The following is a 26,531-nucleotide window of genomic DNA, read 5'->3' as shown; positions in this document are numbered from 1 at the left end:
CTATAATTTATATAATGGCAATTTTAGGACAAATTAGGAGTAGGCCTTGGCTTTTGATGGGAGTAATTGCATTGGCGCTTTTGGCGTTCCTTGTAAACCCCGAAAGTATTGATAAGGTTTTTGGTAAAAATCCTGATGTTTTAGGAAAAGTAAATGGCGAGAAAATTACCCGTGAGGAGTTTAATGATCAGCTTTTCGTATTACAACAGCAGGCAGATCAACAGGGTCAGCCAAAAACAGGTCTTGAAGAGCAGGCCTGGCAGCTGCTTGTACAGTCGAAACTGATTAAACAGCAATTCGAGAAAATGGGCTTTGAAATGACGGAAGATTATTTCTGGAACCAGATCCAGTATGATCAGATGTTTGCCCAGCAGAAGCAGTTTTTCGATGAGAAAGGTAATTTTAAGACCCAGGAGCTTAAAAAACAGATAGAAGAGATGAAAGCCGCTTCTCCTGAAGGGTATAACCAATGGTTGAAAACCAGAAAATCTATTGAATACAGATTGATGGCGAGACAGGTGTTCGCAAACATCTCCACAGGGATTACCACAGGTAAAAAAGAAGCTGAAGAATTAATGAAGCAAAGAGATCAATTAGCTGATATTGACTTTGTAAAAATTGATTATGCAACTTATCTTCAAAAAAACAATATCAAAGTTACTACTGAAGATCTGGCAAACTATATCAAGCAGCATCCTATCATGTTCAAAGCTGAAGAAAGCAGAAATATTGGTGTAGTCTATTTCCCTTCTCAGCCAAGTGCGGCGGATGATGCTGCAGCGCAGAAAGAAATCAATAAATTATTTTCCGGAGGAACTGATGCGAGCGGAGGCACTGAAAATTTCCAGAATACAAAGAACGATTCCATGTTCGTTATGGCAAATTCTGATATGCCTTACAATCCTCAATATATGAAGCCGAATCAGTTGCCACAGACTATTCAGGCACAGGTTCCATCTGCTGCCATCGGGCAGACTTTCGGTCCTTATAAAGAACAGAACTTCTATGTAGTGTCCAAACTTTTAGATAAAAAGACTTCAGATTCTACATTGTCAAGACACATCCTGATTGCTTTCAAAGGAAGCCCTGCGGGAGAAGGTGTTACAAGATCCAAAGAACAGGCTAAAAAACTGGCCGATTCTATTGGAGCTGTAGTAAAAGCAAATCCTGGTAAATTTACAGAATTCCTTAAATTATCCAATGACCCAAGTTCTGCTGCTCAAGGTGGAAGCTTAGGATGGACTACTCCTGAAACGCCATTTGTTCCTGAATTCTTAACGTATTTAGCAAACAATCCTAAGGGGGCTACTGGTGTAGTAGAAACTCAGTTCGGATATCATATCATTAATATTGAAGATAAAAAACCGGGAGCCATGAGCTATAAAGTGGCTAATCTGGTAAAAGCGGTGAAGCCTTCTGATGCAACGGAAGCGGAGGTAAACAAGAAAGCAAGCCGATTTGTTCAGCAGGTTCAGGGGAAATCCTTTAATGATTTCGTAAATATTGCAAAGAAAGCAAACTATCAGTTCTCTAATCCAAAACAGGCTAAGAGATTTGACGGTCAGCTTCAAGGTTTAGGGACAGAAAAAGATCCGGAAATCCTGGCATGGGCTTTTGATAAAAAGAGAGAAAAAGGCGATACTGAATTATTTACCGTAGACGGAACAGGAGATAAAGTGGTGGTTTACTTAAATGGTAAGCAGGCAAAAGGAAGCGCAGATCCTGAATCGGTAAGAGATCAGATTGAAGTTGTCGTAAAAAATAAATTAGCGGCAAAACAGATTTCTGAGAAAATCGGTAAAGCAGAAAATCTGGATCAGATTGCCAAGCAATTTGGAACGACAAAACAGTCGGCGCAGGTTAATTTATTAAATCCTTCAGTAGCAGGATCTATGGAGCCTAAAGTTGCAGGTGCGGCATTCGGAGTTCAGAAAGGTAAGCTTTCTAATCCTGTTGAAGGCGGTACCGGTGTATATGTTCTGATCAAGAAGAATGAAACAATAAACAAGCAACCCGGAGATCTTAAACAATTTACAGAATCTGTTACGCAGAGAAACGGAGGGATGTTCGGACAGGCTTGGTTAAAGAGTCTTCAGGATAATGCTGATATCGATGATTACAGAATTGAAATCTGGAACAAATTAGGTTCTCAGCAGTAATAAAAAAAATAATTATTATAAAGATAGAAAAGCGGCAAAGTTTTTGCCGCTTTTCTTGTGTTTAACACTGGGCATTTAGAAAAAACATTAATTTAAATGTAGTATATTTGCTCATTAGAAAAATTTAGAAAGTGAAGTTCAGTAAAGAATTAAAAGCTGGTGTAATCGCACTTTTAGCCATTGTGGGCTTTGTGATACTGTTTCAGTTCATGAAAGGCAGAAGCCTTTTTACCACCGATAATATATTTTACGCACAATACGATAATGTTGAAGGTCTGGCACAGTCTTCTCCTGTGTCTATCAATGGTCTGAAAGTTGGGCAGGTAGATAAGATTATCCCTCATACTGCCAAAGATGGTAAAATTGATTTTCTTGTAAAAATAACCGTTGACAATAATTTTGAATTTTCAAAAAATTCAACCTTGGAGATTTTTGAACCTGGATTAATGTCCGGAAAAGAAATGAGAATCAATCTGATGTATGGTGGACCAACTGCCAAAGATGGGGATACTTTAAAAGGAGCTTTTAAACTGGGAACTTTAGGAAGCCTTTCTTCTCAGGTAGGTCCGGTAAAAGATCAGTTGCAGACGGTGCTTTACCGTGTAGATTCTTTGATGTCAAGTGCTAATCAGGTAGTCAATGCACAGAACAGGGAGGAAATAAGATTACTATTGGCTAACCTTAATAAAACCGTGTCAGCATTGCAGACCACTGCGGGAAGCGTGAATTCTCTGGTAGGCCATAATGACCCGAAACTTCAGAAAGTCCTTGATGATGCAAGTCTTACCATGCAAAGCGGGAAAGTTACTTTAGACAAGTACGGGAATTTAGCAGAAAGTATCGATACTAAAAAACTCAATGCGACCATTGCAAACCTGGACGCAACTGTTAGCAAACTTAATAATGTAGTAGACGGTGTCAATAACGGGCAGGGAAGTTTAGGTAAAATTATGAAAGATGAGGAACTGTATAATAATCTGAACGCTGCATCTACTAACCTCAATTCATTAATTGAAGATGTAAAAGCAAATCCGAAGCGATATATAAACTTTTCGGTATTTGGCAAGAACTCTAAAGAATAACCCATACGATATGCAATATATCAGTACTATTATTTTTCTTATTTTATTAATAGCCGGTTTCGGGCTGTTTGCAAAAAGCCTGCAGAAAATCTATAGAAACATCAGATTAGGAAGGGAAATTAACCGGACCGACCGAAAAGGGGAGCGCTGGGAAACCATGGCAAGAGTCGCTATGGGACAAAGCAAAATGGTAAAACGGCCAATTGCCGGAATTTTACACCTTTTCGTTTATGTAGGATTTATTATCATCAATATAGAGCTTATTGAAATTATTATTGACGGTATTTTCGGAACTCACAGATTTCTTTTTTCCATTTTTGGAAATGGCTTTTACGGTGCATTTACTGCAACTTTAGAGATTCTTGCATTACTGGTAATTATTGGAGTGGTTATATTTTTTATCCGCAGGAATTTCTATGGGGTTAAGAGGTTAACGATGAAAGAACTTTTCGGATGGCCTAAACAGGATGCAAACTGGATTCTGATTATTGAATTTGCCTTAATGATGGCATTCTTTACTATGAATGCTTCAGATTCTATTTTACAGATGAGAGGTGCAGAAGGTTTCCACCAGGCAGGGTCTTTTCCTATCAGTCAGATGGTCTTTGTTCCGTTTTTAGAAATTTTCAGTTTTGATAACGGATTTTTAATATTTACAGAGCGTGCTGCATGGTGGTTCCATTTCGTAGGTATTCTGTTCTTTATGAATTACTTGTATTATTCTAAACATTTACATATTATCTTAGCTTTTCCAAGTACATGGTTTGCCAATCTTGAGAAAAAAGGGAAATTTAATAACCTGGAGTCAGTTACCAAAGAAATTAAGTTAATGATGGATCCTAATGCAGACCCATATGCAGCTCCTGCAGAAGGTGATGCGGAAGTCTCTTCAAAATTCGGAGCTGAAGATGTATTTGATCTGAATCAGGTTCAATTATTAAATGCCTATTCTTGTACTGAATGTGGTCGTTGTACGGCTGTATGTCCTGCCAATATCACCGGCAAAAAGTTGTCTCCGAGATTGATTTTAATGAAAACAAGAGACCGGCTGGAAGAAGTAGGAAGAAATATTGATAAGAATAGCAAATTTGAAGATGACGGGAAGAAGCTTCTGAACGATTATATTACAAAAGAAGAGCTTTGGGCGTGTACTACCTGTAATGCGTGTACAGAAGCATGTCCTGTATTGTTAGATCCGCTTTCCATTATTTTTGATATGAGAAGATTCCTTGTAATGGAGCAATCTGCTGCACCACAGGAACTAAATCTGATGATGACGAATGTGGAAAATAATGCAGCTCCCTGGCAGTATAACCAGGCAGACCGTCTGAAATGGGCAAATGATTAATTAAAAATTGTATATGTTTATTATTTTTAATTTTGGAGCATTGATTCAGGCTGTCACTGTTGGGTTATTTGGATTTTTCTTCTATAAGCTCGGATTTTGGAATTTTATTAGCGGACTTAACCTGTCAATGCATAACAAAAATATTATTATTTCTTATGGTGTGTTCCTCTTATTAGTAATCACTTATAAATTAGGCGCCAGAGGTAAGATATTTTTTATTCCAACCTGGATTTTAATATTAATCTTTATTTTCATTGAGAATTTTGGGAATGGGAATGAACAAATCGATAATGGATTTAATACAACCTTTACTTACTCCAATTATATACTGCCCATTATCTTATTTTTAATAACTTTTTTATTTGTTACGAAAAAACGGGAAAAGAGTCCGGAGGCAAAAGAAAATCAAGAAAATAACCTTATTCAACAGTAAATTACAATGGAATTCTCTATAAAAACAATGGCAGAATATGCTGCCGAAGGAAAATCACCCGAAGTTCTGTTTTGGGTAGGCTGTGCTGGAAGTTTTGATGACCGTGCTAAAAAAATTACCAAAGCATTCTGTAAGATACTCAATAAGATCGGGGTTGAATTTGCTGTTTTAGGACAGGAAGAGAGCTGTACCGGCGATCCCGCTAAGCGTGCCGGGAACGAATTTGTTTTCCAGATGATGGCTTTGACCAATATAGAAGTTCTTAATGCATATGAAGTAAAGAAAATCGTTACCGCTTGCCCGCATTGCTTTAATACATTGAAGAATGAATATCCAAGCTTAGGAGGAAATTATGAGGTGGTGCACCATACCCAGTTTCTTAAGACGTTAATGGAGGAAGGGCGCCTGAAGATAGAAGGTGGTGCTTTTAAAGGTAAAAAAATTACCTTTCATGATCCATGCTACTTGGGAAGGGCAAACAATGAATATGAAGCGCCGAGAATGCTGTTGGAAAAACTCGATGCGGAACTGGTAGAAATGAAGCGATGCCGGACTAATGGCCTTTGTTGTGGTGCCGGAGGTGCACAGATGTTTAAGGAACCGGAAAAAGGGAACAAAGATATTAACATCGAAAGAACGGAAGAAGCATTGGCTTTTGAGCCTAAAGTGATTGCAACAGGCTGCCCTTTCTGCAATACGATGCTGACAGATGGCGTAAAGCATTTCAATAAAAACACAGAGGTTGCTGTAAAGGATATTGTGGAACTTTTAGCGGAAGCAGAAGATTTATAATATTAGAATAATTCTTTTTAACTGATAATTATTCCATGAAAGCAAAATGGATGTGTTGCTTTTTTATTGTTCTTACTGTTGTCACTCTTCTCAGTTTCCGGAACTATAAAAACAGGATCTTTGACTGGGATATGCCCGGCTACATCGGATGTTTGTACACTTTAAAATATCCTAACGATCCTGATAAAGTACGCACGCTTACATATGCTGAGATAGAAAAAGAAGGACCTGAACTCCAATATAAAGATATTCTTGGTATCCTCACGCCTCCGGATAAAGCACGTCAGGCTTTCGCTGGGAATACCCGGGCATTTAGTGAACAATTGCCGTATTTTCAGATTAAGGCCGGTTATAATCTGGCTATATTACTATTGTATGAATTTGGCTTTAGTCCTCCAAAATCAGTATTGCTGTTAAGCATAATTTCTTATTTCATTTCGGGACTGTTGTTCTTTTATATTTCTAAAATTATTTTTCCAGGGAATTATTTTCTGGCAGGCATTATAACTATCGGATTAATGCTTTTGCCGCCCATAAATTATATGGCCAGAATAGCAACACCGGATATGTTCATTTTTCAGTTTTTGCTGGTTTTTATGATCGGGCTGCTCCGAAAGTGGAATCAGTGGATTATGTTCCTGATTCTGTTTGTTATAACTTTTACAAGACCTGATTATATTCCATTCACATTAAGTTATTTAGGTGTAAAAGGGATATATGAATATTATCAATCAAGAAAGCTGAGCTTAAATGTTATTATTCAGGGAATTGTTCTTGTTACTATCTATATGGTTATCATGAAGATCTGTCATTATCCGGGTTGGAAGCATCTCTTTTATGATAGCTTTATTTACAGGCGTCATTTTATTTCTGTACAACCTCCTGATTTCACGTTAAAAGAATATTTTGAGATTCTTTTAGGGAAAGTCATCTATTTTAAAAGAATAACGTTCATCTCTGTTAGCCTTTTAGGATTGACATTCTATTGTTCAAAAGACCGATGGATAAGGATTTGTTCCATGCTAATTTTCGTTAATATTTATATTAAATTTTTATTCTTTCCCCATGCTTCAGGATTAAGATTTTTCTTCGGGCTTATCATCATGCTTTTTATCGTGTTCTTGTGGGCGGCCAGTAGAAAATACAATGGTTTCAAACTCAGGAAAATTGCGTAATTTTATGCTTTAAATTATCAACAATGAAGATTGAAGAGTCAAACATCGTAGAAACCAACGATTATAGAGTGATCATATATCCGGCATCCAGACCTTTGGAAACGAAAGAAGCAAAAATAATTACCGAGAAGCTTTTTGATTTTCTTTCAACCTGGGCGGCACACGGCAAACCACTTTCATCATCCTTTAAAATTGAGAAAAACCAGTTTATTATTATTTGCGTAGATGAAGAGAAAGAAATGGCTTCCGGATGCAGTATTGATGCGTTAGGCAAAGTAATAAGGGAAATCGATGAGGAATATCAGCTTGGCTTATTCGACAGGATGAAAGCCTGTTTCATAGAAAATGGGGAAGTAAAAACATTAAAGCTTATCGATTTTAAAAATAAGGTAAGAAACGGTAAAATTGCTAAAGACATTCAGGTATTTGATTTCTCAAAAAATACGTACTTAGAATTTATTGGTAATTTTCTTTTGCCTTTTGAGAGAAGTTGGGCGGCAGGTATTAAGTAATCGCTATTATGTAATAAAGTTAAAAGTGGAGCAGTCCGCTTTTTTTGCTTTACTTAATATTTATAAAAGTTTTGATCCTTTGATTGGTAATGCATAAAATTCTATTTTTGACCACTGCACACCGTTACGATGATGACCGGATTTTTTATCATCAGGCGAAAGCATTAAAGGATTGTGGCTATCAAGTAAAAATAGCCAGTCTTTCTTCTGATTTTCAAGGAACTATTAACGGTATTGAAATCGAAGCGTATGAGGTATTAGATAAGAATACACAAGAAAAGAAAGCAATTTTTGAAAACATATGTGATGCTTTTCAGCCTCACTGCATAATCTGTTCCGAGCCGCTAGCCGTTATTTCAACAAGGAAAATTCAGAAAACGACTAAAGCAGCTGTAATATATGATATTACGGAGTGGTACCCTTCCATGAGAATGGTAGAAAAGTTTTCATTTCCCTTTAATCTTTTCGAGGCGGTTAAGTTTTTTTTAATTCAGTTGTATGCGGGATTTTTGAGCATCCATTATATTTTTGGTGAGAACACCAAAAAATTTCCGCTGGCTTATTTTTTTCCTTTAAAGAAATCTATAGTTTTGCCTTATTATCCTGATGATATTTACATTCATCAGAATATTAAAGAGCTGGAAAAAAATAAGATTACTCTGTGCTATACCGGTCAGTTTTCTGAGGAAAAAGGAATCGGTCATTTTTTTTCCGCGGTTGATGCAGTAAGAAACAGACAGCCTGACCTTGACATTTCCATTGTTTTAATTGGAGGAGCAAGAAAACAAAAAGATGAGCTATATTTTGCAGGACTACTATCAGAATATCAATTTAAAAATATGACGGTGACAAAGCCTGCTTCTTTTGAAACCTTTACAGAAGCATATGCTGATGCAGATATTTGTTTTGATTTAAGAGCAATGAATTACGAAAACCATCATTGCCTCCCTATTAAACTGTTTTATTATGCTGCTTCAGGTAAACCTGTTATTTATACGGATCTTAAAGCAACAAGACAGCATGTTGATGTGTCAAAGTTCGGATATCTTGTTGATCCTGAAGATTCTGAAGCTATTGCAGATAAAGTTTTAGGTTATATTGAACATCCTGCTTTATATACGGAGCATGCTCACAATGCCAGAACAGAATATGAAAAAAAATACAATTGGGATGGTATTAAAGAATCATTTATAAGCTTCGTTAAAAATTCTATATTACAGAGATGAAGCAAAAAACGATTCTGAAGACATTCATTTCCCGGTTTCTGATTTTACTGTTAAATTTCGGCCTGGTCATCTATTCTACGAATATGTGGGGAAGTGAGGGAAAAGGAGTCATCTCGATCGTAATTGCAGACCTTACGATCATCAGCTTCTTTGCGAATATTTTTGTAGGAAGCAGTATGAGTTACTTTGCCTCTAAATACAGAACTGAAGAAATCTTACCTTTTGCCTATCTCTGGTCTGTTATAGTGGGAATTTCAGTGCCTTTGCTTTTCAGTTTCAATCATGCCTCAGAATATTCAGGTTATCTGGTCGTACTTTCTGTTTTATCTTCACTTCTTGCTGCCAATGTAAATTTATTTGTCGGGCAGCAGAATATTAAAATGTTTAACCTATATACGGTTTTACAGCAGATTATCCATATCATATTTATTATCATTATTGTTTATCTCATCAGAATAACTTCTGTTAATGCTTATTTTATGGCCCAGATTGGCTGCTTTGGAATTTTGTTTTTAATGAGCGCTTTCCAGGTTCTTAAACGCTGTAATGTAAAGCAAATTTCATTTTCTAAAAAAACAGGCAGCAAATTATTTAATTATGGCTGGAAAACTCAATTGAGTGCTTTTCTCCAGTTCTTAAACAACAGGCTGTCGTTCTATTTTCTTGAATATTTTAAGGGTATGGTAAGTGTAGGCGTTTTTTCTGTGGGGATTGCATTTTCTGAAGCCATCTGGACGGTAAGCCGTAGCCTTTCCATTGTATTGTATGCAGATATTGTCAATAATCGGAATTGTAATGAGGCCATTGAAAAAACCAAAATTTCTTTGAGGATCAGTTTCTTGATTACCTTGCTGTTTATCATAGTCATGCTGATAATTCCTTCCCAACTGTATGCTATGGTTTTTGGGAAAGATTTCAGCCAGACGAAAGAAATCGTTTTATATCTTTCTCCCGGAATTTTGGCAATTGCCGTAAGTAATATTATCGGGTATTATTTCGCAGGAATCAATAAACTGAGGATTTTAAATGTAAAGGCTATGATCGGCCTTATTTTTACAGTCATTTCTTCATTTTTTGTCATTCCGAAATGGGGAATCCGTGGGGCATGTATCATTACTTCGGTTTCATATTGCCTTTCATCCGGTTTGTTATTCTGGAGATTTTACCAGATCACAGAATTTCATATTCATGATTTTATATTATCCAAAGCCGAGGTGCACCGATTAGCTAAAAAAATTTTAAAGAAATAAATTCATCGTTTCTATATTAAATGCAAAATATGGAAGTAATCATTCTAAAGGTTATGTAAATCGGCAATACAATTAAAATAAGTTTTATCTTTGTTGGAAATGAGAAATATTATTTTTGGATTTCTGGTCATTTTTTGTGCATTTCTGAGCTGTAAAACAGATGATGAGGATGTACGTAGGGTTGATCAGATTTTAAATATTTATATGAAAAACGGAACGGGACGTGATCTTTTCCATAATAAAAAAGATGTCTCGTATTTTACCTATTCCATGAATGATGTGAATGGGATAAAAGATCTTTCACCGGTCAGCAGCTCACTGAAAGCCACAGGGGATTCTACACTCTTTATAGAATATATTGCAGGCGCACGAAGAGTAGGGCTCGATACGCTTAACCCTGATAATAAAACCTATCGTTCAGTCATTACACTTTCGCTTGTCAAAAGGTTAAATAATACCATTTTGGATACCATCAATGATAAACTGGAAATTCAATACCGCATGACGCCGGCCGTTTTTGAGGTCTCAAAAGTCTATTACAATGATACGCTGAGATTTACCAAGCAGGATGACGCCCCCAACGTAGTGACGATCGTAAAATAATTTATACATTTGCAAAACTGTTGGCATTTCAATGCTGATATTTTAATCACTAACATCTAAATAAAATGTTACAAGTCAATTTTTTGCGCGACAACAAAGAGCGCGTTTTAGAAGGTCTTCAAAAAAGAAAATTCAAGAATCTTGAGTTGGTAGACGAGGCTATTGCTACTGATGAAGAAAGAAAAAAAATTCAGTTTGAATTGGATTCTCAACTTTCCGAAATCAATAAAATCTCCAAAGAGATCGGACTTTTAATGAAAGAAGGAAAAAGAGAAGAAGCTGAATCTGCAAAATCTAAAACTGCACAATTTAAAGAGTCGACATCACAATTGAAATCTCAGCTGGATGTAAAAGAAAAAGATTTGCTTAATATCCTTTACCAGCTTCCAAACATTCCTAATGAATTGGTAAAAAGCGGTGCGTCAGCAGAAGATAATGAAATCATCTACCAATCCCACGATGTAGAAGGTCTTGGTGAAGGGGCGATTCCTCACTGGGAACTGGCTAAAAAATATAACCTGATCGATTTTGAATTAGGAGTAAAAATTGCCGGTGCAGGATTTCCGGTGTATCTTGGAAAAGGAGCCAGGCTTCAGAGAGCTTTGGTCCAGTATTTCTTAGATAAAAATGTTGAGAAAGGGTATATGGAAGTCAATCCCCCTCACGTGGTAAATGAAGCTTCCGGTTATGGAACAGGACAACTCCCTGATAAGGAAGGCCAAATGTATTATATCCAGGCAGATGATTTATACTTAATTCCCACGGCTGAGGTTCCGGTGACCAATCTTTACCGTGATGTTTTGTTGGATGAAAAAGATTTGCCAATTAAAAATACGGCATTTTCTCAATGTTACAGAAGGGAAGCGGGAAGCTATGGAGCTCATGTAAGAGGTCTTAACCGTCTTCACCAGTTTGAAAAAGTGGAAATTGTAAGAATAGAAAAACCGGAAAATTCTTATGCTGTTCTGGAAGAGATGGTAGAACATATCAAAGAAATTTTAACGGATCTTGAGCTTCCTTACAGAGTATTGAGACTGTGTGGCGGTGATACCGGTTTTGCTTCTGCCATGACCTATGATTTTGAAGTTTGGAGCGCGGCCCAGGAGATGTGGTTAGAAGTGAGTTCTGTTTCCAACTTCGAAACGTTTCAGGCCAACAGGCTAAAATGCCGCTATAAAGCAGACGGAAAATCACAGCTGGTTCATACTCTGAACGGTTCTGCAATGGCATTGCCAAGGATTATGGCGGCGCTGCTGGAAAACAACCAGACGGAAGAAGGAATTAAGCTTCCAAAGAAAATCGCTGAGTATGCACGATTTGATATAATTAATTAAGATTTGAATAGTTTAAGTTTAAATAGAAACCACCGGAACTTCCGGTGGTTTTTGTTTGTATTATTTATTTTATAATTTACTAGTGACAATTAACCTTGCTATGAGAGTGTGTATTATGATCTCCCGGCAAATGGCAGTCACCCGGATTGTCATTTGAAATTTTCATCGCTTCTGCTCTCGGGGAAATATAGGGAATGCCCAGTTCAAGCCCTCTTACAATAAATAACCCTCCGAGAGTAATCATCACTACAGGAATAGCTTTTAAGACTTTTATCCTGAAAGCCTGATTCATTAGGTTTCCGGCTAAAACTACTACAAACATAAACGGGAGTGTTCCCAAACCGAATAAAGCCATATAAAAGGCTCCCTGCCATATTCCTCCGCTTGCCAGGCTTGCCGTCAAAGCCATATACACCATTCCGCAGGGTAGAAATCCATTTAAAAGTCCGGTAGTAAACCTTGAGCGGTAATCTGCTTTTTGAAGCAGCCTTCCTAAATTTGATTTTACTTTAAATAAAAATTTAGAAAAGAAAGGAATCTTTGAAGCAAAATCTTTACCTCCAAAAGAAAATACAGCCATAACAATCAGTAAAATTCCAACAGAAATAGTCAGATATTTCTGGAAGCCGGCCATTTCAAATCCTTCACCTATAATTCCCAAGAAGGCGCCCAAAAGCGAATAGGTGAAAATTCTTCCAAACTGGTAGGTCAGATTCTGAAGATAGAAATTGGTAGCCTGCTTTTTAGTAAGTCCCATGGATAAGGCAATAGGTCCGCACATTCCAATGCAATGGAATCCGGAAGCGAAACCCAGGGCAACAGCAGATATAATAAGTGCTACTTCCATATCACATCATAATCCAGTCGGTAGTCTTTTTTATCCTTTGTCCAGCTTAATCTTAATGTATAGTTTCCTTCTTTTAATAGCTGTGACGGAATCAGGAATGATTTATTGGCATCAAGCTGTACGGATTTATGGATATCCAGATTCTGGTCTTCAGTTCTGTTTAAAACAAATTTTACCGTTGTATTGGAATTGTCATATTCTTTTGGGAATGTTATTTTAATCCCGCTTTTATCCTGACTGTATACCGGTTTTTCCTGCAACTGATCAGCTCTTCCTTTAGCATCAATTACATCCTGGTATTTTAACTCCTCTTCGTAATAATTATCGGTTACCATCTCTGAATTCTTTTGTCCGTTCGGAAAAAGAAAGAGCATGGACAATATGAAAATGATGAACGCCAGTAATGCGATTACCATACCGTGTCCCCAATTAAAGTTTTTCATTTATAAAAATTAAAATTGTAATTTAAATGGACCTTCAAAGTAAGTCTGATAAGAGTCGACCAGTTTTCCCTTCATGTCATATACCCCGATGGTGATATTCTGCTTGGAAAGATTCATTTCACTTTCCGGGAAACTGATGTTAATGGTCCCTTTTGTTATTTTATCTCTCTCTACAGGAATTTTGCTTGATCCGCTGTAAATTACCTCTCCATGTTTAGGCTCTATTACCTTTATCGTCACCATCTTTTTCTCATTGGTTTTATTCAGGAAGGTATAGTTGTAAGTATTGGTAATGTTTCCATCCCTTACAAAGAAGGTACTTCCTGCCGGTTTAATGAATTTAGCTTCCATTTCACCACGGTTATAAAGAAGATAGCCTAAGAATCCGACTAATAATGCGAGAATCACGGCAAAGCCTTTCATTCTTCCCGTAAACTTAAATTCAGTTTGCTTTTCAATCTCATTTTCCGATGCATACCGGATCAGACCTTTCGGAAGACCTACTTTGTCCATAACTTCATCACAGGCATCAATACATGCGGTACAGTTAACACATTCCAACTGCTGCCCATCTCTGATGTCAATTCCTGTAGGACAAACAACCACACACTGATGGCAGTCTATACAATCTCCCTTACCAGCTGCTTTTCTGTCTTCTCCTTTTCTCCATTTCGCGCGGTTTTCTCCTCTTTTAAAATCATAAAAGACATTGATGGTATCTTTATCAATTAAAACACCCTGTAATCTTCCGTAAGGACATACCAAAGTACAAACCTGTTCTCTGAACCAAGCAAATACAAAATAGAAGGCGGAAGTAAACAGAATCATCACAATAAAATTGGTTGGATGTGCAAATGGTCCTTCGGATATAATCCTGAATATCTCTTTATATCCGACAATATACATCAGCATAAAGTGGGTAATGATCAGTGAAATGATTACATAAATTGTCCACTTTAAACCTCTTTTCCAGATCTTTTCACTGTTCCATTCCTGTCGGTCTAATTTCATCTGCCGGTTTCTGTCTCCTTCAATGGCATATTCTATTTTACGGAAAATCATTTCAAGGAAAATTGTCTGAGGGCAAATCCACCCACAGAAAATTCTACCGAAAGCGATCGTAAATACAATAATGAAAATCAAAGAGGCAATGGCTCCTAACGTAAGGATGAAAAAATCCTGTGGATAGAAAGGCTGCCCAAAGATGAAAAACTCCCTGTCAATTACATTAAATAAGATAAGTGGATTACCATTAATTTTGATAAATGGTACTGTAAAATATATGATTAATAATATCCAGCTTACAAGATATCTATAGTTGGTGTATCTGCCCTTGGGTTTTCTGGGATATACCCATTTTCTTTTACCGGACTGATCCATAGTTCCTATAGAATCTCTGTAAGTCTCAGGGTCCAAAACCTGTCCCTGTCCGCCGCGTACTTCTATTTCTTCTATGTCTGACATTTTGTAAATATTTAAAAAAGAAAAAACATAATTCGTTACTATTTTTTATCTAATAACAAATTATGTTTTTCTTCATATGATTAATTTTGATTTAAAATTATTCTTTTTCCCAATGTGCCTCTGTTCCCTGAGGTGCGGCTCCACCTTTATCCTGTGTTACCGGAGGCAACTCCTGATTAATATGATATACATAAGCTGCAATTTTTTCTATTTCAGCTCCTGAAACTTCCCCGTTCTTACCAAATGGTCTCATGGCAGGATTGGTAGGAGAACCATTCCAGTCCATATGGAAAACCGTTTTAAATAGAGTTTTCTCAGGCTGGTTGATCCAATACGCATCTGTAAGATTTGGACCGATTCCTCCGCTACCGTCTTCTTTGTGGCAAGATGCACAGTTGGTTTTAAATAATTCTTTACCCTCTGCAATATTATCGGCAGAATATTTTGCCGTTTCAATTGTTACAGGCGGTTGGGTCTTATTATAAATATCAATTGCTGCAATCTGCTCCTTGTATTCCTGCTCGTACTCGTTAATAGGGTGCGCAAAATCTGTAAAAGAATATGCTGCAATATAAACGATACAAAAAACGGTCCCAAAGTAGAATAAACCTAACCACCATTTTGGTAACTGGTTATCCAATTCCATAATTCCGTCGAAACCATGATCAATAAGAATATCTTTTTCTTCATCTGCAGACTGTTTTTTAAATGCAGCCCTGTATAATCTTACCAGATATGGTGTTCTTTTTTCAGCCAGATAAGCCGCCTTTTCCTCAGGAGATAGCCTTTTGAATTTATTATTTTCAATAAGATCTCCGATAGCACTGTGAATATACGCCAGAATACCAGCGATTACTACAGTTCCCCAGAAATAAGGTGAACTAAGGAACTCATAACTTTGTACAAACAGATAATAAAAAACTATTAAAAGTCCAATTATTATTAAAATGTTTACAATAACCGGGGTTCTTTGTTTCATAATAAAAAGTTAATTTTTTTGATTAAAATTATCATCTTCATCATCCTGCAGAGGAGCTTCTTCTTCTTCTTTGTAATATTTTTTAGGCTTGCTGAAAACATATATAACCAAACCTACGAAGAACAGCAGAAAGAATATCAGCGCCAAGGTCTGGTAAAATCCAGCATTATCGGTATTGGATAATATGTCTTTAAAATTCTGCGGTATCATGATGTGATCCTTTTAATATTAGTTATTACTTGCTGTTTTTATTTCGGTAGTTTTAATATCCGTTCCTAGTCTTTGAAGATAAGAAATAAGTGCTACGATTTCTTTTTTCTCCAATTCTCCTTTAGGTCTCTTTGCATAAGCCTCTTTTAAGTCAGTTGCTTCAGAGAATATATCCCTTACGATTTTCGTTGCCTGATTATCTGCCCATGAGTTAGCAGAATCAATTTCAGCTTTGGTATAAGGAATATCAAACGCACTCTTCATCAGTTTCATTTTATCCACCATTTTAGAGCGGTCCAGGTTGGTAGCAATCAGCCATGGATAACGTGGCATAATAGAACCGGCAGATGTTGATCTTGGGTTATACATATGCTTGTAATGCCATGAGCTTGGGTTTTTACCTCCTTCTCTATGCAAATCCGGACCTGTTCTTTTTGAACCCCAAAGGAATGGTCTGTCATAAACAAATTCTCCTGCTTTAGAATACTGTCCGTTTTTACCATTGAAACGTACGATCTCATCTCTGAACGGTCTAACCATTTGCGAGTGACACGCGTTACATCCTTCTCTGATATAAAGATCTCTACCTTCCAGTTCAAGTGGAGAATAAGGCTTTACTGCTGAAATGGTTGGAACACTCTTCTTAAGAGACAGTGTAGGGATAATTTCTATCATACTGCCTATTGAAATAGCAAACAAAGATAAAATACCCAATAATACCGGAGTTCTTTCTAACCAAAGGTGAGTTCCCTCGCCTTCCTTACGTTTTCCGCTGATATTTGCCAATGCAGGTGCTTCTGCCGGTACTTCTTTCTGGAATGAACCTTTTCTTACCGTAGCAATCAGGTTAACCACCATTAAAATAGCTCCTGAAAGATAAAGGAACCCTCCGAAGAATCTCATTTTAAAATATGGAATAATTGCAGTTACGGTATCCAGCCAATTTTTCCAAACCAGTGTTCCGTCCGGATTAAACTGCTTCCACATTAATCCTTGTGTAAATCCTGAGATATACATAGGAACCGCATAGAAGATAATTCCTAAAGTTCCCAGCCAGAAATGCCAGTTAGCCAGTTTTACCGAATATAATTTGGTTCTCCATAAGATCGGGATCAGGTAATAAATAACACCGAATGCCATGAAACCGTTCCAGCCTAACGCACCTAAATGTACGTGACCAATTACCCAGTCTGTAAAGTGACCAATTTTGTTAATGTTTTTAGTTGCTAAAAGCGGACCTTCAAATGTGGCCATCCCATAACAGGTAACGGCTACCACGAAGAACTTCAGGATTGGGTTTTCCCTTACTTTGTCCCAGGCTCCTCTTAACGTAAGAAGTCCATTTAACATACCTCCCCATGACGGTGCGATAAGCATGATCGAGAACCCGGTTCCCACTGCCTGAGCCCACGCAGGAAGAGCAGTATACTGAAGGTGGTGAGGACCAGCCCAGATATATACGAAAATTAACGACCAGAAGTGAATGATAGACAGTTTATAAGAGAATACCGGTCGGTCTGCGGCTTTTGGTAAGAAATAATACATCAAACCTAAAACCGGAGTCGTCAGTACAAATGCTACTGCATTGTGACCGTACCACCATTGTACAATCGCGTCTTTTACCCCTGCGTATGCTGAATAAGATTTCCAGCCTGTGAAAGATAAAGGAACTTCAAGGTTATTGAAGATATGCAGCATGGCTACCGCAATCCAGGTTCCGATATAGAACCAGATGGCTACATATAAATGTCGTACTCTTCTCTTGGCAATGGTCAGGAACATATTGGCTCCGAAAATGACCCATGAGAATGTGATTAAAATATCAATCGGCCATTCGTGTTCTGCATATTCTTTTGAGGTATTAATCCCCATAAAGAAGGTTATATACGTCACGATGATCATGATCTGCCAGGTCCAGAAATGGATCCATGACAAAGTATCACTGTACATCCTTGTTTTTAACAATCGCTGTAAAGAGTAATACACCCCTACATATACAACGTTCATTACAAATGCAAAAATTACAGTAGTAGTGTGTAACATCCTGATTCTTCCGAATCCAAATGCACCATGTGTGTTTATTAATCCCTGAATACTCCCACCCATACTGCTAATGGTGGTGTCATCCGTTCCGAATAAAAATTCCGGAAGTTCAGGATAGAAAAGCATTAATGCAGCTGTAAGGCCGAACAAAAACCCTATGATCCCGAAAACTACGGTCGCATACAGGAATGCCCGGACAATACTGTTGTCATAACTAAACTTCTGTGTTTCCATATCAACTATTCACTTTTTTCTTCAATTTTTATTATTTTCTCCTATTTCATCTTTGCTTTTGTCGTTATCAGTTGCTTCTTTTTCCTTGATTTCATCGGAGTCAAAGAGGATTCTTACAGCCGGAGATTCATCATCTTCAAACTGTCCTTTCCGTGCATATATGATAAACACAACCAGAAAGACTGCAGCTAAAGAAACGCTGCAAAGGATCATTAAATAAAGAATATCCATCAGCCAACAAAATTAACCTATTTTCGGGTCTCAAATTTAATGAAAAATAATGACTTTCATCACGAAATCTGGTTTTTGGCTAATTTAAAATCAGTCTAAATAAGCCCTGTTTAAGCCTGTTTTTTGAAATATTTTCTTCCCAGTACCCAGGTTGAAAAAGTAGTAAATGAAACTACAGTGATTGAACTCGCCGGCATAATCAGTGCCGCAAAGAGAGGATGCATATGTCCCGTAACCGCATAGCTTAAACCGACGATATTATAAAGAAAACTGATTATAAATGTCATTTTCACAATAGTGATTGAGCCCTTACATACGTTAAGGTACCGGTCAAGCATTACCACTTTTTCACCATTCATAATGACATCTGAGGAAGGTGTGAAGCTGTTGGTGTCATCTGCGATAGCAATACCCACGTTGCTTTGTTTCAAAGCTCCAGCGTCATTAAGGCCATCCCCGATCATGGCTACTTTCATATCTTGATTCTGAAGATTCTGGATGTAATTCAGCTTATCTTCCGGGTTTTGATTGAAAGCCATGGCTTTGTAGTTCGGGATCAGCTCTTTCAGCTGGCTTTCTTCAGATGAATTGTCTCCGCTCAGTATAAAGACTTTATAGCCTGTAAGTTTGAGGAATAAATTTTTAAGGTTTTCACGATATTCATTTTTAAAAATGAACTTCCCTAAAAATTCATCATTTTTGCTGATGTATACTGCTGTTTCAAGATTTTTAGGATCCTGGTTGTTATAAAGGGCTGATCCGACTTTATATAGGTTTCCTCTTACGCTGGCTTCATATCCTTTTCCCGAAATCTCCCGGAATTGTTCAACAGGGAAATAATCGTCATTAACATCAATGAAATCGTATAATGATTTGGATAGCGGATGGTTAGAATTTTTTACTAAAGTCTTGATATTCAAAAGATCAAATTCCGGGATCTCAGAACCTTCATATTTGATATTTGATTTCTTTCTATGGGTAATGGTACCTGTTTTATCAAAAACAATTGTGTCTAATCTGGCAATTTTTTCAATCGTAAGGGTATCTTTTACATAAAATTTATTCCTGCCTAAAATCCTCATGATGTGTCCAAAAGTAAATGGTGCAGATAAGGCAAGAGCACACGGACAGGCAATAATAAGAATCGCGGAAATCACCTGGAACATTTTGTCCAGATCAATAAAATACCAGTAAATACCGGAAATAAGTGCAATTCCTAAAATAATGAAGGTGAAATATTTACTGACGTTATTGGTGAGAGTGTCAAGTCCTGTTTCATGCTTCTTGAATGCTTCCTTATTCCAAAGTTGTGTTAAGTAACTCTGGTCTACATTTTTAATTACCTCCAGTTCCAGGGAAGAACCGATCTGTTTTCCTCCTGCGAAAATTTTATCACCCGGTTGCTTCCCGATGGTTGCGCTTTCCCCTGTAATAAAACTGTTGTCGATGTTTCCTTCGCCGTTAATTAAGATAGCATCCACAGGGATAATTTCCTGGTTCCTGACTAAAATCCGGTCTCCGATTTTAATTTCCGATAATAAAATATTTTCCTGTTTTCCCTCAAAATCAACCTTGGTTACAGCAATTGGATAAAAAGATTTGTAATCACGGTCGTACGATAATGCATTGTAGGTTCTTTTCTGGAAGATTTTCCCTAACAGCATGAAAAATAAAAGACCACATAAGGTATCAAAATATCCAGGGCCGTAATCGGTCGCTACTTCGTATAAGCTTCTCCCGAAAAGTACGATAATCCCCAGCACGATAGGCACATCAATATTGACGATTTTATTTTTTAAACCATACCATGCAGATTTATAATAATCAGAAGCGGAATACACCACCACAGGAATTGCGAGGATACACATCAAAGCCCGGAAAAGCCCTTTGTAATGATCCATCCAGTAATCTTCACCGCCGATATATTCAGGGAATGCCAAGAACATACCGTTGCCAAAAGCAAAAGCGGCAATGGCAAACTTTATAAGCAAAGATTTGTCCAGATGTTCTACATTTTTGTCAGCTGTTTCAAGGCTGATAACAGGTTTGTATCCTAAGTTGGTTAAAAAATTAGCTAATTCGCTTAATTTTAAGTCATTATGGTTGAAAGAAACCTGCAGGGTTTTCCTGGTAAAATTGACTTGGGAATATTTAATATTTTTATTAAGGGTATGAAGGCTTTCCAAAAGCCATATGCAGGATGAACAGTGAATCACAGGGATCCTGAACGTTACCAGGCTGGTGTTTCCCTCAGAAAAATCTGTTACCTTGTCAAAAATCTCAGGTGTATCCAGGTAATCATACTGGGAAGAGTTCTCATCGCCGGGACGGATGCCTGCTCTTTTATTAAGTTGGTAAAAATTAGCTAAATTATTGGTATTCAGAATTTCATAGACCGATTTACAACCGTTGCAGCAGAATATTCTTTCATCGAATGCAATTCTTTCTTTTTCGATATCTTGGCCACAATGAAAACAGTTCTCGCTCACCTTCATAAATTATTGAATCACAAAATTATAACAAATTTTTTTGTTTATCGAGTTTAAAAGTTCTATTTTTGTGATAAATATCATGTAAAATGTCGCAGGGACAACAGATTGCCATCGAAGATAGGTTTGCCAGGGTTTTTAATGATAAATCATTTAAGGAAAGACTTTCCAGCGCTGATTTTGAGAAATATATAAACGCTAAAAAGAAGCTTAATTTTCAGAAACACGATACCATTTTTGAAGATGGGGAAACACCGAAAGGCGTGTATGTTTTGGAAAAAGGAGCGGCTAAATTATCAAAATCAGGAGCATTTGGTAAAGACCAGATTTTAAGGTTTATCAAAGAAGGAGACATTATCGGCTACCGTTCTCTTTTATGCGGAGAGAACTTCCAGGCAAAAGCGGAAGCTATGACAGATATTGAGGCTACATTTTTACCGGCCGAAGTGTTTATGTATCTGCTGGAAATAGATCCTCAGCTTTCTTTCGTTATGCTTCAGAAAATTTCTTATGAGTTAGGAGAATCATCCAATACCATTACTTTTCTCGCCCAGAAAACGGTAAGGGAAAGGCTGGCGGAAATTTTATTGCTTCTGGAGCAGAAATTAGGTGTTGATCCCGAAGGGTTCATCAAGATTTCCTTAACAAGAGAAGAAATTGCCAATATCATCGGTACGGCTACGGAAAGTGCCATTCGTCTCATCTCTGAATTTAAAGGAGACCAGCTCATCGAAGTAGACGGAAGAAATATAAAAATTCTCAACCACGACAAATTAATGAAGCTAGGTCACGTAGTTTTATAAAAATCATACAAAAATTTAAGTCGGCCCAGCGCCGACTTTTTAACTTTTAAAATAGATACATTATGTCTGTTCACTCTGAAATTAAAAAAGTTACCACTGAAACCTTGCGTAAAATGAAATTCGACAAGGAAAAAATAACGATGCTTACGGCTTATGATTTTACAACTGCCAAAATGGTAGATGCAGGAGGAATTGATGCTGTTTTAATCGGAGATTCTGCAGCGAATGTAATGGCGGGTTTCGAAACAACATTGCCTATTACGTTGGACCAGATGATCTACCATGCTCAAAGTGTGGTCAGAGGAACTGACAGGGCTTTGGTGGTGGCTGATTTACCATTCGGAACTTATCAGAGTAATCCTGAAAAAGCATTGGAGTCTGCGGTAAGAATGATGAAAGAAGGCGGTGCCCATGCCGTAAAGATTGAAGGCGGAAAAGAGATTTCCAAATCTATCAAAAAAATTATCAATGCAGGAATTCCTGTAATGGGACACTTGGGATTGACCCCTCAGTCCATCTACAAGTTCGGGACCTATAAAGTAAGAGCTAAAGAAGAGGCTGAAGCTGAAAAATTAATCGCTGATGCACAGCTTTTGGAAGAATTGGGCTGTTTTGCGGTTGTTCTGGAGAAAATTCCTGCAGATCTTGCTAAAAAAGTGACGGAGGCTATTACCATTCCGACAATCGGGATAGGAGCGGGAGCTGATTGTGACGGACAGGTTTTGGTATATCATGATATGGTTGGAATGAACCAGGGATTCAGTCCGAAATTTTTGAGAAGATATCTTGATCTGTATACGGAAATTACAGGAGCGGTATCACAGTATGTACAAGATGTGAAAAATGTAGATTTCCCTAATGAAAAAGAAAGTTATTAAGATATGAAGAACCAACAGGCTATTCAGGGGATTTTATCAATTATTGCATTGCTGTGCCTTGCTGCAGGATGGTTTAATCTGTTTTCTCCTGAAATCAACGATTTGCTTTCCCGCAGGGTATTTTATGTTCTGATAGGAGTGAGCTTCCTGTTTCAGGCACCCTTACTCACCAATAAAAACTTTGTATATGGGATGTATGCCGCCGCGGCTTTGTGCATTGTAGGTGCTTTTTTCCCGGTGGAATGGAAAATTTCAGGCATAAAAACATTAGGCCTTCTGGGAGGGATTATTATTTCATTCACCAACAGGCCCACTTACCGTCAGTAATTTATGGAGGAACAGATTGTATATGAAGACAACCACCTTCTGGTGATCAATAAGAAAGTCGGGCAGCTGGTACAGGGCGATAAGACCGGTGATGAATCTTTACTGGAATCCATCAAGAATTTCATAAAAAAAAGAGACGCCAAACCTGGAAATGTATTTCTCGGCTTGGTCCATCGTATCGACAGGCCTACTTCCGGCTTGGTGATCTACGCTAAAACCTCCAAAGCCTTGTCCCGCCTTACACAAATGGTTAAAAACCGTGAGGTTAAAAAAACGTATTGGGCAGTCGTGGCTAAGGAAATGATTCCTCAAAGTCAAAGACTGATCCATTATTTACAGAAAAATGAAAAAAACAATAAGGCTATTGTTTTTACAAAAGTAACGGATGGCGCCAAAGAGGCTATTCTTACGTATAATGTCATTAAAAGCTTAGATAATTACCTGTTACTGGAAATCGATCTGGAAACCGGAAGGCATCACCAGATCAGAGCCCAGCTGTCAAAAACAGGAGTACCCATTAAAGGTGACTTAAAATATGGTGCGCCCCGCTCAAATCCTGATGGCGGAATCAACCTTCATGCGCGGAAGCTGGAATTTATCCATCCTGTAACAAAAGAAAACATTGTGATTACGGCACCGGTTCCTCAAAATGATGCCATTTGGAGAGCCTGTGAAGAATGAGATTCATAACATCAATCCGTCAAATAAAAGCAATTGCCGTCTCATAATAAAGATGGCTTTTTCTTTTCAGTGAAATTAAAATTTTGCCCATTTAAAAAAAATATCTAACTTCGCTCCAGACTTTAGGGGTGTCTGTTGCATAAACAGGCTGAGATTTTACCCTTTGAACCTGATCTGGACCATACCAGCGTAGGGAAAAGCGAAATGACTTTGCTGTACATTCTACTGTACCATGCCGGGCATTCCTAAAGTATTTTAAAAATTTAGGAATGACGCTCACAATCAACCACACCAAAAAAACTTTTGATGTACTTCCCGAAAATCTGGAAGCATTAATGGCTATGGAAATACCCGAAAAGAAAAAAGGAATTGCCGTGGCCCTCAATAACCGTATTGTTCCGCGGTCATCCTGGCCGGGAACCGTTCTCAATAACGAAGATTCAATTTTAATTATCACCGCTACCCAAGGCGGTTAAAAATATCCTATGGCTCATAATATTACACGTTCGCCGTTTCCGAACTCAAAGAAGATCTATATTGAAGGGAATATACATCCCATTAATGTAGCGATGCGCGAAATACACTTAAGTCCGACAAAACTTACCAACGGAAATTTGGAAGAGAATCTGCCTGTTACCGTTTACGATACATCCGGACCTTATACCGATGAAAATTCGGAAATCAATATTGAAAAAGGCCTTCCGAGAATCAGGGAACAATGGATACTTGACAGAGGAGATGTAAAGATTCTGGAAGGAATTACTTCAGATTACGGAAAAGCACGACTAGCCGATTCAAAACTTGATGTATTAAGGTTCTCTTATAACCATTTGCCTAAGGTAGCAGAGGACGGGAAACAGGTTACTCAGTTGTATTATGCCAGACAAGGGATTGTTACTCCGGAAATGGAATATGTTGCCATCAGGGAAAATCAGAGGATTGATCAATTGGATTTTGTTTCAAAAGATATGGCTTCCCAACATCCGGGAAACAGTTTTGGGGCAAAAACTCCAAAGAATAAAATTACTCCTGAATTTGTACGGGATGAAATTGCAGCAGGGCGAGCCATTATTCCTAACAACATCAATCATCCTGAAAGCGAACCGATGATTATCGGGCGGAACTTCCTGGTGAAGATCAATGCTAATATCGGGAACAGCGCCGTCTCGTCAGGCATAGAAGAGGAGGTTGAAAAAGCAGTCTGGGCCTGCCGTTGGGGAGCTGATACGATTATGGACCTGTCTACAGGGAAAAACATTCACGAAACCAGAGAGTGGATTATCCGGAACAGTCCGGTTCCGATTGGTACCGTTCCGATTTATCAGGCATTGGAAAAAGTGAAAGGCGTTGCAGAAAATCTTACCTGGGAAATTTTTAAAGACACCTTGATTGAACAGGCAGAGCAGGGCGTATCTTATTTTACTATTCATGCCGGAGTTTTATTAAGGTATATTCATCTGACTGCCGGAAGAGTTACAGGAATTGTTTCAAGAGGCGGCTCCATTATGGCAAAATGGTGCCTTTATCATCATAAGGAAAATTTTTTATATACCCATTTCGAAGAGATCTGTGAAATTATGAAAAAATATGATGTTGCTTTTTCTTTGGGGGATGGGCTTCGTCCCGGATCAATTGCAGATGCCAATGATGAAGCGCAGTTTGCCGAACTGGAAACGTTAGGAGAGTTGACGAAAATTGCATGGAGGCATAATGTCCAGGTAATGATTGAAGGGCCTGGTCATGTCCCGATGCACATGATCAAAGAAAATATGGAAAAACAGCTGGAAGTATGTGATGAGGCGCCGTTTTATACTTTAGGCCCTTTAACGACGGATATTGCACCAGGATATGATCATATTACTTCAGGAATCGGAGCGGCAATGATCGGCTGGTTTGGCTGTGCAATGCTTTGTTATGTAACCCCGAAAGAACACTTGGGACTTCCGAATAAAGAAGATGTAAAAGTAGGTGTCATTACCTATAAACTGGCGGCTCACGCGGCAGATTTAGCGAAAGGCCATCCGGGAGCACAGTACAGGGACAATGCTTTGAGTAAAGCCAGGTTTGAATTCAGATGGGAAGACCAGTTCAATCTTTCTTTGGATCCGGATACCGCCAGGGCATATCATGATGAGACGCTTCCGGCAGACGGGGCAAAGGTGGCCCACTTCTGTTCGATGTGCGGACCTAAATTCTGCTCGATGAAAATTACCCAGGAAATCCGTGAATCTGCAGAACAGGGAATGTTCGATAAATCGCAGGAGTTCATCGAAAAAGGAAAAGAAATTTATTTATGATTATCGTTATTACGCCTGAAAAAGCGGTTGATCATGAAACTGGGATAATCAATGAATTATTTCTTGAAGGGCTGGATTTCCTTCACGTCAGAAAACCGTGGATGAACCGAGATGAAATAGCGAATTTTATAAAGGAGATAGATCTAGAGTTTCATCATCGGCTGGTATTGCATAATCATCATGATCTGGCAGAAAACTTTTATGTGTCGAGATTTCATTTTAAAGAAACTGCACGGCAAAATAAAGAATATCAATCTTTTACGGGGAAGGTCATTTCAACGTCGGTTCACGATATTCACGCATTTAACGAATTAAGCATGGAATGGGAATATGCATTTATCAGCCCTGCATTTCCGAGTGTTTCAAAAGAAGGATACGGGCAAAATTGTACAGTTTTAAGTGAAATGAAAAGCCGTAATAATTCAAAGGTGAAGATGATTGCTTTGGGAGGAATTAATGAGAATACCATTGCTAAAGCTTTTACTAATGGGGCGGATGGCGCCGCTTTGCTGGGTGCTGTTTGGGAAAGTAATAAACCGGTAGAGAGTTTCAGGAAATGCAGACAGAAAATGATGCTGTATTCTTAAAAATTAAATAACCTGTCTCTTTTCAAATTCCGGATCCTGCTGTATGTTCTTACGCAACGGACTTTGGAAAAGACAAACTTATACACTAAAAATAAACAAATAAT

The 26,531-nt window shown here is 37.9% G+C and carries 26 protein-coding genes and 1 riboswitch; of the genes, 18 read left to right on the top strand and 8 right to left on the bottom strand.

Features of this window, described 5'->3' with window-relative positions:
- Positions 1 to 14: 14 nt before the first annotated feature.
- From MKJ01_RS12210 to serS, 11 genes are all read left to right on the top strand, one after another.
- Positions 15 to 2,159, top strand: coding sequence for a peptidylprolyl isomerase (locus MKJ01_RS12210; protein WP_241614167.1), 2,145 nt, complete (start codon positions 15 to 17; stop codon positions 2,157 to 2,159).
- 131 nt (positions 2,160 to 2,290) lie between these two features.
- Positions 2,291 to 3,241, top strand: coding sequence for an MlaD family protein (locus tag MKJ01_RS12205; RefSeq protein ID WP_241614168.1), 951 nt, complete (start codon positions 2,291 to 2,293; stop codon positions 3,239 to 3,241).
- A 10-nt stretch (positions 3,242 to 3,251) separates the two neighbouring features.
- On the top strand, positions 3,252 to 4,589 hold the full coding sequence (locus MKJ01_RS12200; RefSeq protein ID WP_241632625.1) for a (Fe-S)-binding protein: 1,338 nt from the start codon (positions 3,252 to 3,254) through the stop codon (positions 4,587 to 4,589).
- Positions 4,590 to 4,602: 13 nt separating this feature from the next.
- Positions 4,603 to 5,022 (top strand): hypothetical protein, encoded by a 420-nt coding sequence (locus MKJ01_RS12195; protein WP_241614170.1) that lies wholly within the window; start codon positions 4,603 to 4,605, stop codon positions 5,020 to 5,022.
- Between the two features lie 6 nt (positions 5,023 to 5,028).
- Positions 5,029 to 5,814, top strand: a complete 786-nt coding sequence (locus tag MKJ01_RS12190; RefSeq protein ID WP_241614171.1) for a (Fe-S)-binding protein — start codon at positions 5,029 to 5,031, stop codon at positions 5,812 to 5,814.
- Between the two features lie 35 nt (positions 5,815 to 5,849).
- Positions 5,850 to 6,989 carry a hypothetical protein gene (locus MKJ01_RS12185; protein WP_241614172.1) on the top strand — a complete coding sequence of 380 codons (1,140 nt, stop codon included), beginning with the start codon at positions 5,850 to 5,852 and terminating at the stop codon, positions 6,987 to 6,989.
- A gap of 23 nt (positions 6,990 to 7,012) precedes the next feature.
- On the top strand, positions 7,013 to 7,501 hold the full coding sequence (locus MKJ01_RS12180; RefSeq protein WP_241614173.1) for a hypothetical protein: 489 nt from the start codon (positions 7,013 to 7,015) through the stop codon (positions 7,499 to 7,501).
- 107 nt (positions 7,502 to 7,608) lie between these two features.
- On the top strand, positions 7,609 to 8,727 hold the full coding sequence (locus tag MKJ01_RS12175) for a glycosyltransferase family 4 protein (RefSeq protein WP_241614174.1): 1,119 nt from the start codon (positions 7,609 to 7,611) through the stop codon (positions 8,725 to 8,727).
- The gene (locus tag MKJ01_RS12170; protein ID WP_241614175.1) at positions 8,724 to 9,977 is read left to right on the top strand and encodes a polysaccharide biosynthesis C-terminal domain-containing protein; all 1,254 of its coding nucleotides are present in this window, start codon (positions 8,724 to 8,726) and stop codon (positions 9,975 to 9,977) included. Before MKJ01_RS12175 ends, MKJ01_RS12170 begins: the two co-directional genes overlap by 4 nt.
- A gap of 99 nt (positions 9,978 to 10,076) precedes the next feature.
- Complete coding sequence (locus tag MKJ01_RS12165) at positions 10,077 to 10,580, top strand: hypothetical protein (RefSeq protein ID WP_241632621.1); 504 nt, start codon at positions 10,077 to 10,079, stop codon at positions 10,578 to 10,580.
- A gap of 65 nt (positions 10,581 to 10,645) precedes the next feature.
- A complete protein-coding gene (gene serS, locus MKJ01_RS12160; RefSeq protein ID WP_241614177.1) occupies positions 10,646 to 11,914 on the top strand; it encodes a serine--tRNA ligase in 1,269 nt (422 codons plus the stop codon).
- A 79-nt stretch (positions 11,915 to 11,993) separates the two neighbouring features.
- Here serS and MKJ01_RS12155 read toward each other — a convergent pair whose 3' ends face one another.
- The 8 genes from MKJ01_RS12155 to MKJ01_RS12120 form a co-directional block, all read right to left on the bottom strand.
- Positions 11,994 to 12,761, bottom strand: coding sequence for a sulfite exporter TauE/SafE family protein (locus tag MKJ01_RS12155; RefSeq protein WP_241614178.1), 768 nt, complete (start codon positions 12,759 to 12,761; stop codon positions 11,994 to 11,996).
- Positions 12,752 to 13,204 carry a FixH family protein gene (locus MKJ01_RS12150; RefSeq protein WP_241614179.1) on the bottom strand — a complete coding sequence of 151 codons (453 nt, stop codon included), beginning with the start codon at positions 13,202 to 13,204 and terminating at the stop codon, positions 12,752 to 12,754. Before MKJ01_RS12150 ends, MKJ01_RS12155 begins: the two co-directional genes overlap by 10 nt.
- Before the next feature lie 9 nt (positions 13,205 to 13,213).
- Positions 13,214 to 14,668, bottom strand: coding sequence for a cytochrome c oxidase accessory protein CcoG (gene ccoG / locus MKJ01_RS12145; protein ID WP_241614180.1), 1,455 nt, complete (start codon positions 14,666 to 14,668; stop codon positions 13,214 to 13,216).
- Between the two features lie 97 nt (positions 14,669 to 14,765).
- On the bottom strand, positions 14,766 to 15,647 hold the full coding sequence (locus tag MKJ01_RS12140; protein ID WP_241614181.1) for a cbb3-type cytochrome c oxidase N-terminal domain-containing protein: 882 nt from the start codon (positions 15,645 to 15,647) through the stop codon (positions 14,766 to 14,768).
- Positions 15,648 to 15,656: 9 nt separating this feature from the next.
- Complete coding sequence (locus MKJ01_RS12135; RefSeq protein ID WP_241614182.1) at positions 15,657 to 15,857, bottom strand: CcoQ/FixQ family Cbb3-type cytochrome c oxidase assembly chaperone; 201 nt, start codon at positions 15,855 to 15,857, stop codon at positions 15,657 to 15,659.
- Between the two features lie 18 nt (positions 15,858 to 15,875).
- On the bottom strand, positions 15,876 to 18,134 hold the full coding sequence (gene ccoN / locus MKJ01_RS12130; protein ID WP_241614183.1) for a cytochrome-c oxidase, cbb3-type subunit I: 2,259 nt from the start codon (positions 18,132 to 18,134) through the stop codon (positions 15,876 to 15,878).
- A gap of 21 nt (positions 18,135 to 18,155) precedes the next feature.
- Positions 18,156 to 18,365 carry a cbb3-type cytochrome oxidase assembly protein CcoS gene (gene ccoS / locus MKJ01_RS12125; protein WP_241614184.1) on the bottom strand — a complete coding sequence of 70 codons (210 nt, stop codon included), beginning with the start codon at positions 18,363 to 18,365 and terminating at the stop codon, positions 18,156 to 18,158.
- A gap of 110 nt (positions 18,366 to 18,475) precedes the next feature.
- The gene (locus MKJ01_RS12120) at positions 18,476 to 20,854 is read right to left on the bottom strand and encodes a heavy metal translocating P-type ATPase metal-binding domain-containing protein (RefSeq protein ID WP_241632619.1); all 2,379 of its coding nucleotides are present in this window, start codon (positions 20,852 to 20,854) and stop codon (positions 18,476 to 18,478) included.
- A gap of 89 nt (positions 20,855 to 20,943) precedes the next feature.
- Here MKJ01_RS12120 and MKJ01_RS12115 point away from each other — a divergent pair, with 89 nt between their 5' ends.
- The 7 genes from MKJ01_RS12115 (at position 20,944) to MKJ01_RS12085 (ending at position 26,427) form a co-directional block, all read left to right on the top strand.
- On the top strand, positions 20,944 to 21,657 hold the full coding sequence (locus MKJ01_RS12115; protein WP_241614186.1) for a Crp/Fnr family transcriptional regulator: 714 nt from the start codon (positions 20,944 to 20,946) through the stop codon (positions 21,655 to 21,657).
- Positions 21,658 to 21,719: 62 nt separating this feature from the next.
- Entirely contained in the window at positions 21,720 to 22,535 is an 816-nt protein-coding gene (gene panB / locus MKJ01_RS12110) for a 3-methyl-2-oxobutanoate hydroxymethyltransferase (protein WP_241614187.1), read from the top strand.
- A gap of 3 nt (positions 22,536 to 22,538) precedes the next feature.
- Positions 22,539 to 22,862, top strand: a complete 324-nt coding sequence (locus MKJ01_RS12105) for a hypothetical protein (protein ID WP_241614188.1) — start codon at positions 22,539 to 22,541, stop codon at positions 22,860 to 22,862.
- 3 nt (positions 22,863 to 22,865) lie between these two features.
- Positions 22,866 to 23,543 carry an RluA family pseudouridine synthase gene (locus MKJ01_RS12100; RefSeq protein ID WP_241614189.1) on the top strand — a complete coding sequence of 226 codons (678 nt, stop codon included), beginning with the start codon at positions 22,866 to 22,868 and terminating at the stop codon, positions 23,541 to 23,543.
- Positions 23,544 to 23,657: 114 nt separating this feature from the next.
- Positions 23,658 to 23,756: riboswitch (TPP riboswitch) on the top strand.
- Between the two features lie 56 nt (positions 23,757 to 23,812).
- Positions 23,813 to 24,019, top strand: a complete 207-nt coding sequence (gene thiS, locus MKJ01_RS12095) for a sulfur carrier protein ThiS (RefSeq protein WP_241614190.1) — start codon at positions 23,813 to 23,815, stop codon at positions 24,017 to 24,019.
- A gap of 9 nt (positions 24,020 to 24,028) precedes the next feature.
- Complete coding sequence (gene thiC / locus MKJ01_RS12090) at positions 24,029 to 25,840, top strand: phosphomethylpyrimidine synthase ThiC (protein WP_241614191.1); 1,812 nt, start codon at positions 24,029 to 24,031, stop codon at positions 25,838 to 25,840.
- Positions 25,837 to 26,427 (top strand): thiamine phosphate synthase, encoded by a 591-nt coding sequence (locus tag MKJ01_RS12085; RefSeq protein ID WP_241614192.1) that lies wholly within the window; start codon positions 25,837 to 25,839, stop codon positions 26,425 to 26,427. Before thiC ends, MKJ01_RS12085 begins: the two co-directional genes overlap by 4 nt.
- The last annotated feature ends 104 nt before the right edge of the window (positions 26,428 to 26,531 follow it).

Origin of the sequence: Chryseobacterium sp. SSA4.19, from assembly GCF_022601875.1 — a bacterium.
GTDB lineage: Bacteria > Bacteroidota > Bacteroidia > Flavobacteriales > Weeksellaceae > Chryseobacterium.
Note: the sequence above shows the minus strand (reverse complement) of the source record. Positions and strands in the feature narration are given on the sequence as shown.

Bases quoted from the DNA above. Each gene is read 5' to 3' on its own strand.
- MKJ01_RS12210 (WP_241614167.1), top strand. From the start codon at position 15: ATGGCAATTTTAGGACAAATTAGGAGTAGGCCTTGGCTTTTGATGGGA.
- MKJ01_RS12200 (WP_241632625.1), top strand. From the start codon at position 3,252: ATGCAATATATCAGTACTATTATTTTTCTTATTTTATTAATAGCCGGT.
- MKJ01_RS12195 (WP_241614170.1), top strand. From the start codon at position 4,603: ATGTTTATTATTTTTAATTTTGGAGCATTGATTCAGGCTGTCACTGTT.
- MKJ01_RS12190 (WP_241614171.1), top strand. From the start codon at position 5,029: ATGGAATTCTCTATAAAAACAATGGCAGAATATGCTGCCGAAGGAAAA.
- MKJ01_RS12185 (WP_241614172.1), top strand. From the start codon at position 5,850: ATGAAAGCAAAATGGATGTGTTGCTTTTTTATTGTTCTTACTGTTGTC.
- MKJ01_RS12180 (WP_241614173.1), top strand. From the start codon at position 7,013: ATGAAGATTGAAGAGTCAAACATCGTAGAAACCAACGATTATAGAGTG.
- MKJ01_RS12170 (WP_241614175.1), top strand. From the start codon at position 8,724: ATGAAGCAAAAAACGATTCTGAAGACATTCATTTCCCGGTTTCTGATT.
- MKJ01_RS12165 (WP_241632621.1), top strand. From the start codon at position 10,077: ATGAGAAATATTATTTTTGGATTTCTGGTCATTTTTTGTGCATTTCTG.
- serS (WP_241614177.1), top strand. From the start codon at position 10,646: ATGTTACAAGTCAATTTTTTGCGCGACAACAAAGAGCGCGTTTTAGAA.
- MKJ01_RS12155 (WP_241614178.1), bottom strand. From the start codon at position 12,761: ATGGAAGTAGCACTTATTATATCTGCTGTTGCCCTGGGTTTCGCTTCC.
- MKJ01_RS12150 (WP_241614179.1), bottom strand. From the start codon at position 13,204: ATGAAAAACTTTAATTGGGGACACGGTATGGTAATCGCATTACTGGCG.
- ccoG (WP_241614180.1), bottom strand. From the start codon at position 14,668: ATGTCAGACATAGAAGAAATAGAAGTACGCGGCGGACAGGGACAGGTT.
- MKJ01_RS12140 (WP_241614181.1), bottom strand. From the start codon at position 15,647: ATGAAACAAAGAACCCCGGTTATTGTAAACATTTTAATAATAATTGGA.
- MKJ01_RS12135 (WP_241614182.1), bottom strand. From the start codon at position 15,857: ATGATACCGCAGAATTTTAAAGACATATTATCCAATACCGATAATGCT.
- ccoN (WP_241614183.1), bottom strand. From the start codon at position 18,134: ATGGAAACACAGAAGTTTAGTTATGACAACAGTATTGTCCGGGCATTC.
- ccoS (WP_241614184.1), bottom strand. From the start codon at position 18,365: ATGGATATTCTTTATTTAATGATCCTTTGCAGCGTTTCTTTAGCTGCA.
- MKJ01_RS12115 (WP_241614186.1), top strand. From the start codon at position 20,944: ATGTCGCAGGGACAACAGATTGCCATCGAAGATAGGTTTGCCAGGGTT.
- panB (WP_241614187.1), top strand. From the start codon at position 21,720: ATGTCTGTTCACTCTGAAATTAAAAAAGTTACCACTGAAACCTTGCGT.
- MKJ01_RS12105 (WP_241614188.1), top strand. From the start codon at position 22,539: ATGAAGAACCAACAGGCTATTCAGGGGATTTTATCAATTATTGCATTG.
- MKJ01_RS12100 (WP_241614189.1), top strand. From the start codon at position 22,866: ATGGAGGAACAGATTGTATATGAAGACAACCACCTTCTGGTGATCAAT.
- thiS (WP_241614190.1), top strand. From the start codon at position 23,813: ATGACGCTCACAATCAACCACACCAAAAAAACTTTTGATGTACTTCCC.
- thiC (WP_241614191.1), top strand. From the start codon at position 24,029: ATGGCTCATAATATTACACGTTCGCCGTTTCCGAACTCAAAGAAGATC.
- MKJ01_RS12085 (WP_241614192.1), top strand. From the start codon at position 25,837: ATGATTATCGTTATTACGCCTGAAAAAGCGGTTGATCATGAAACTGGG.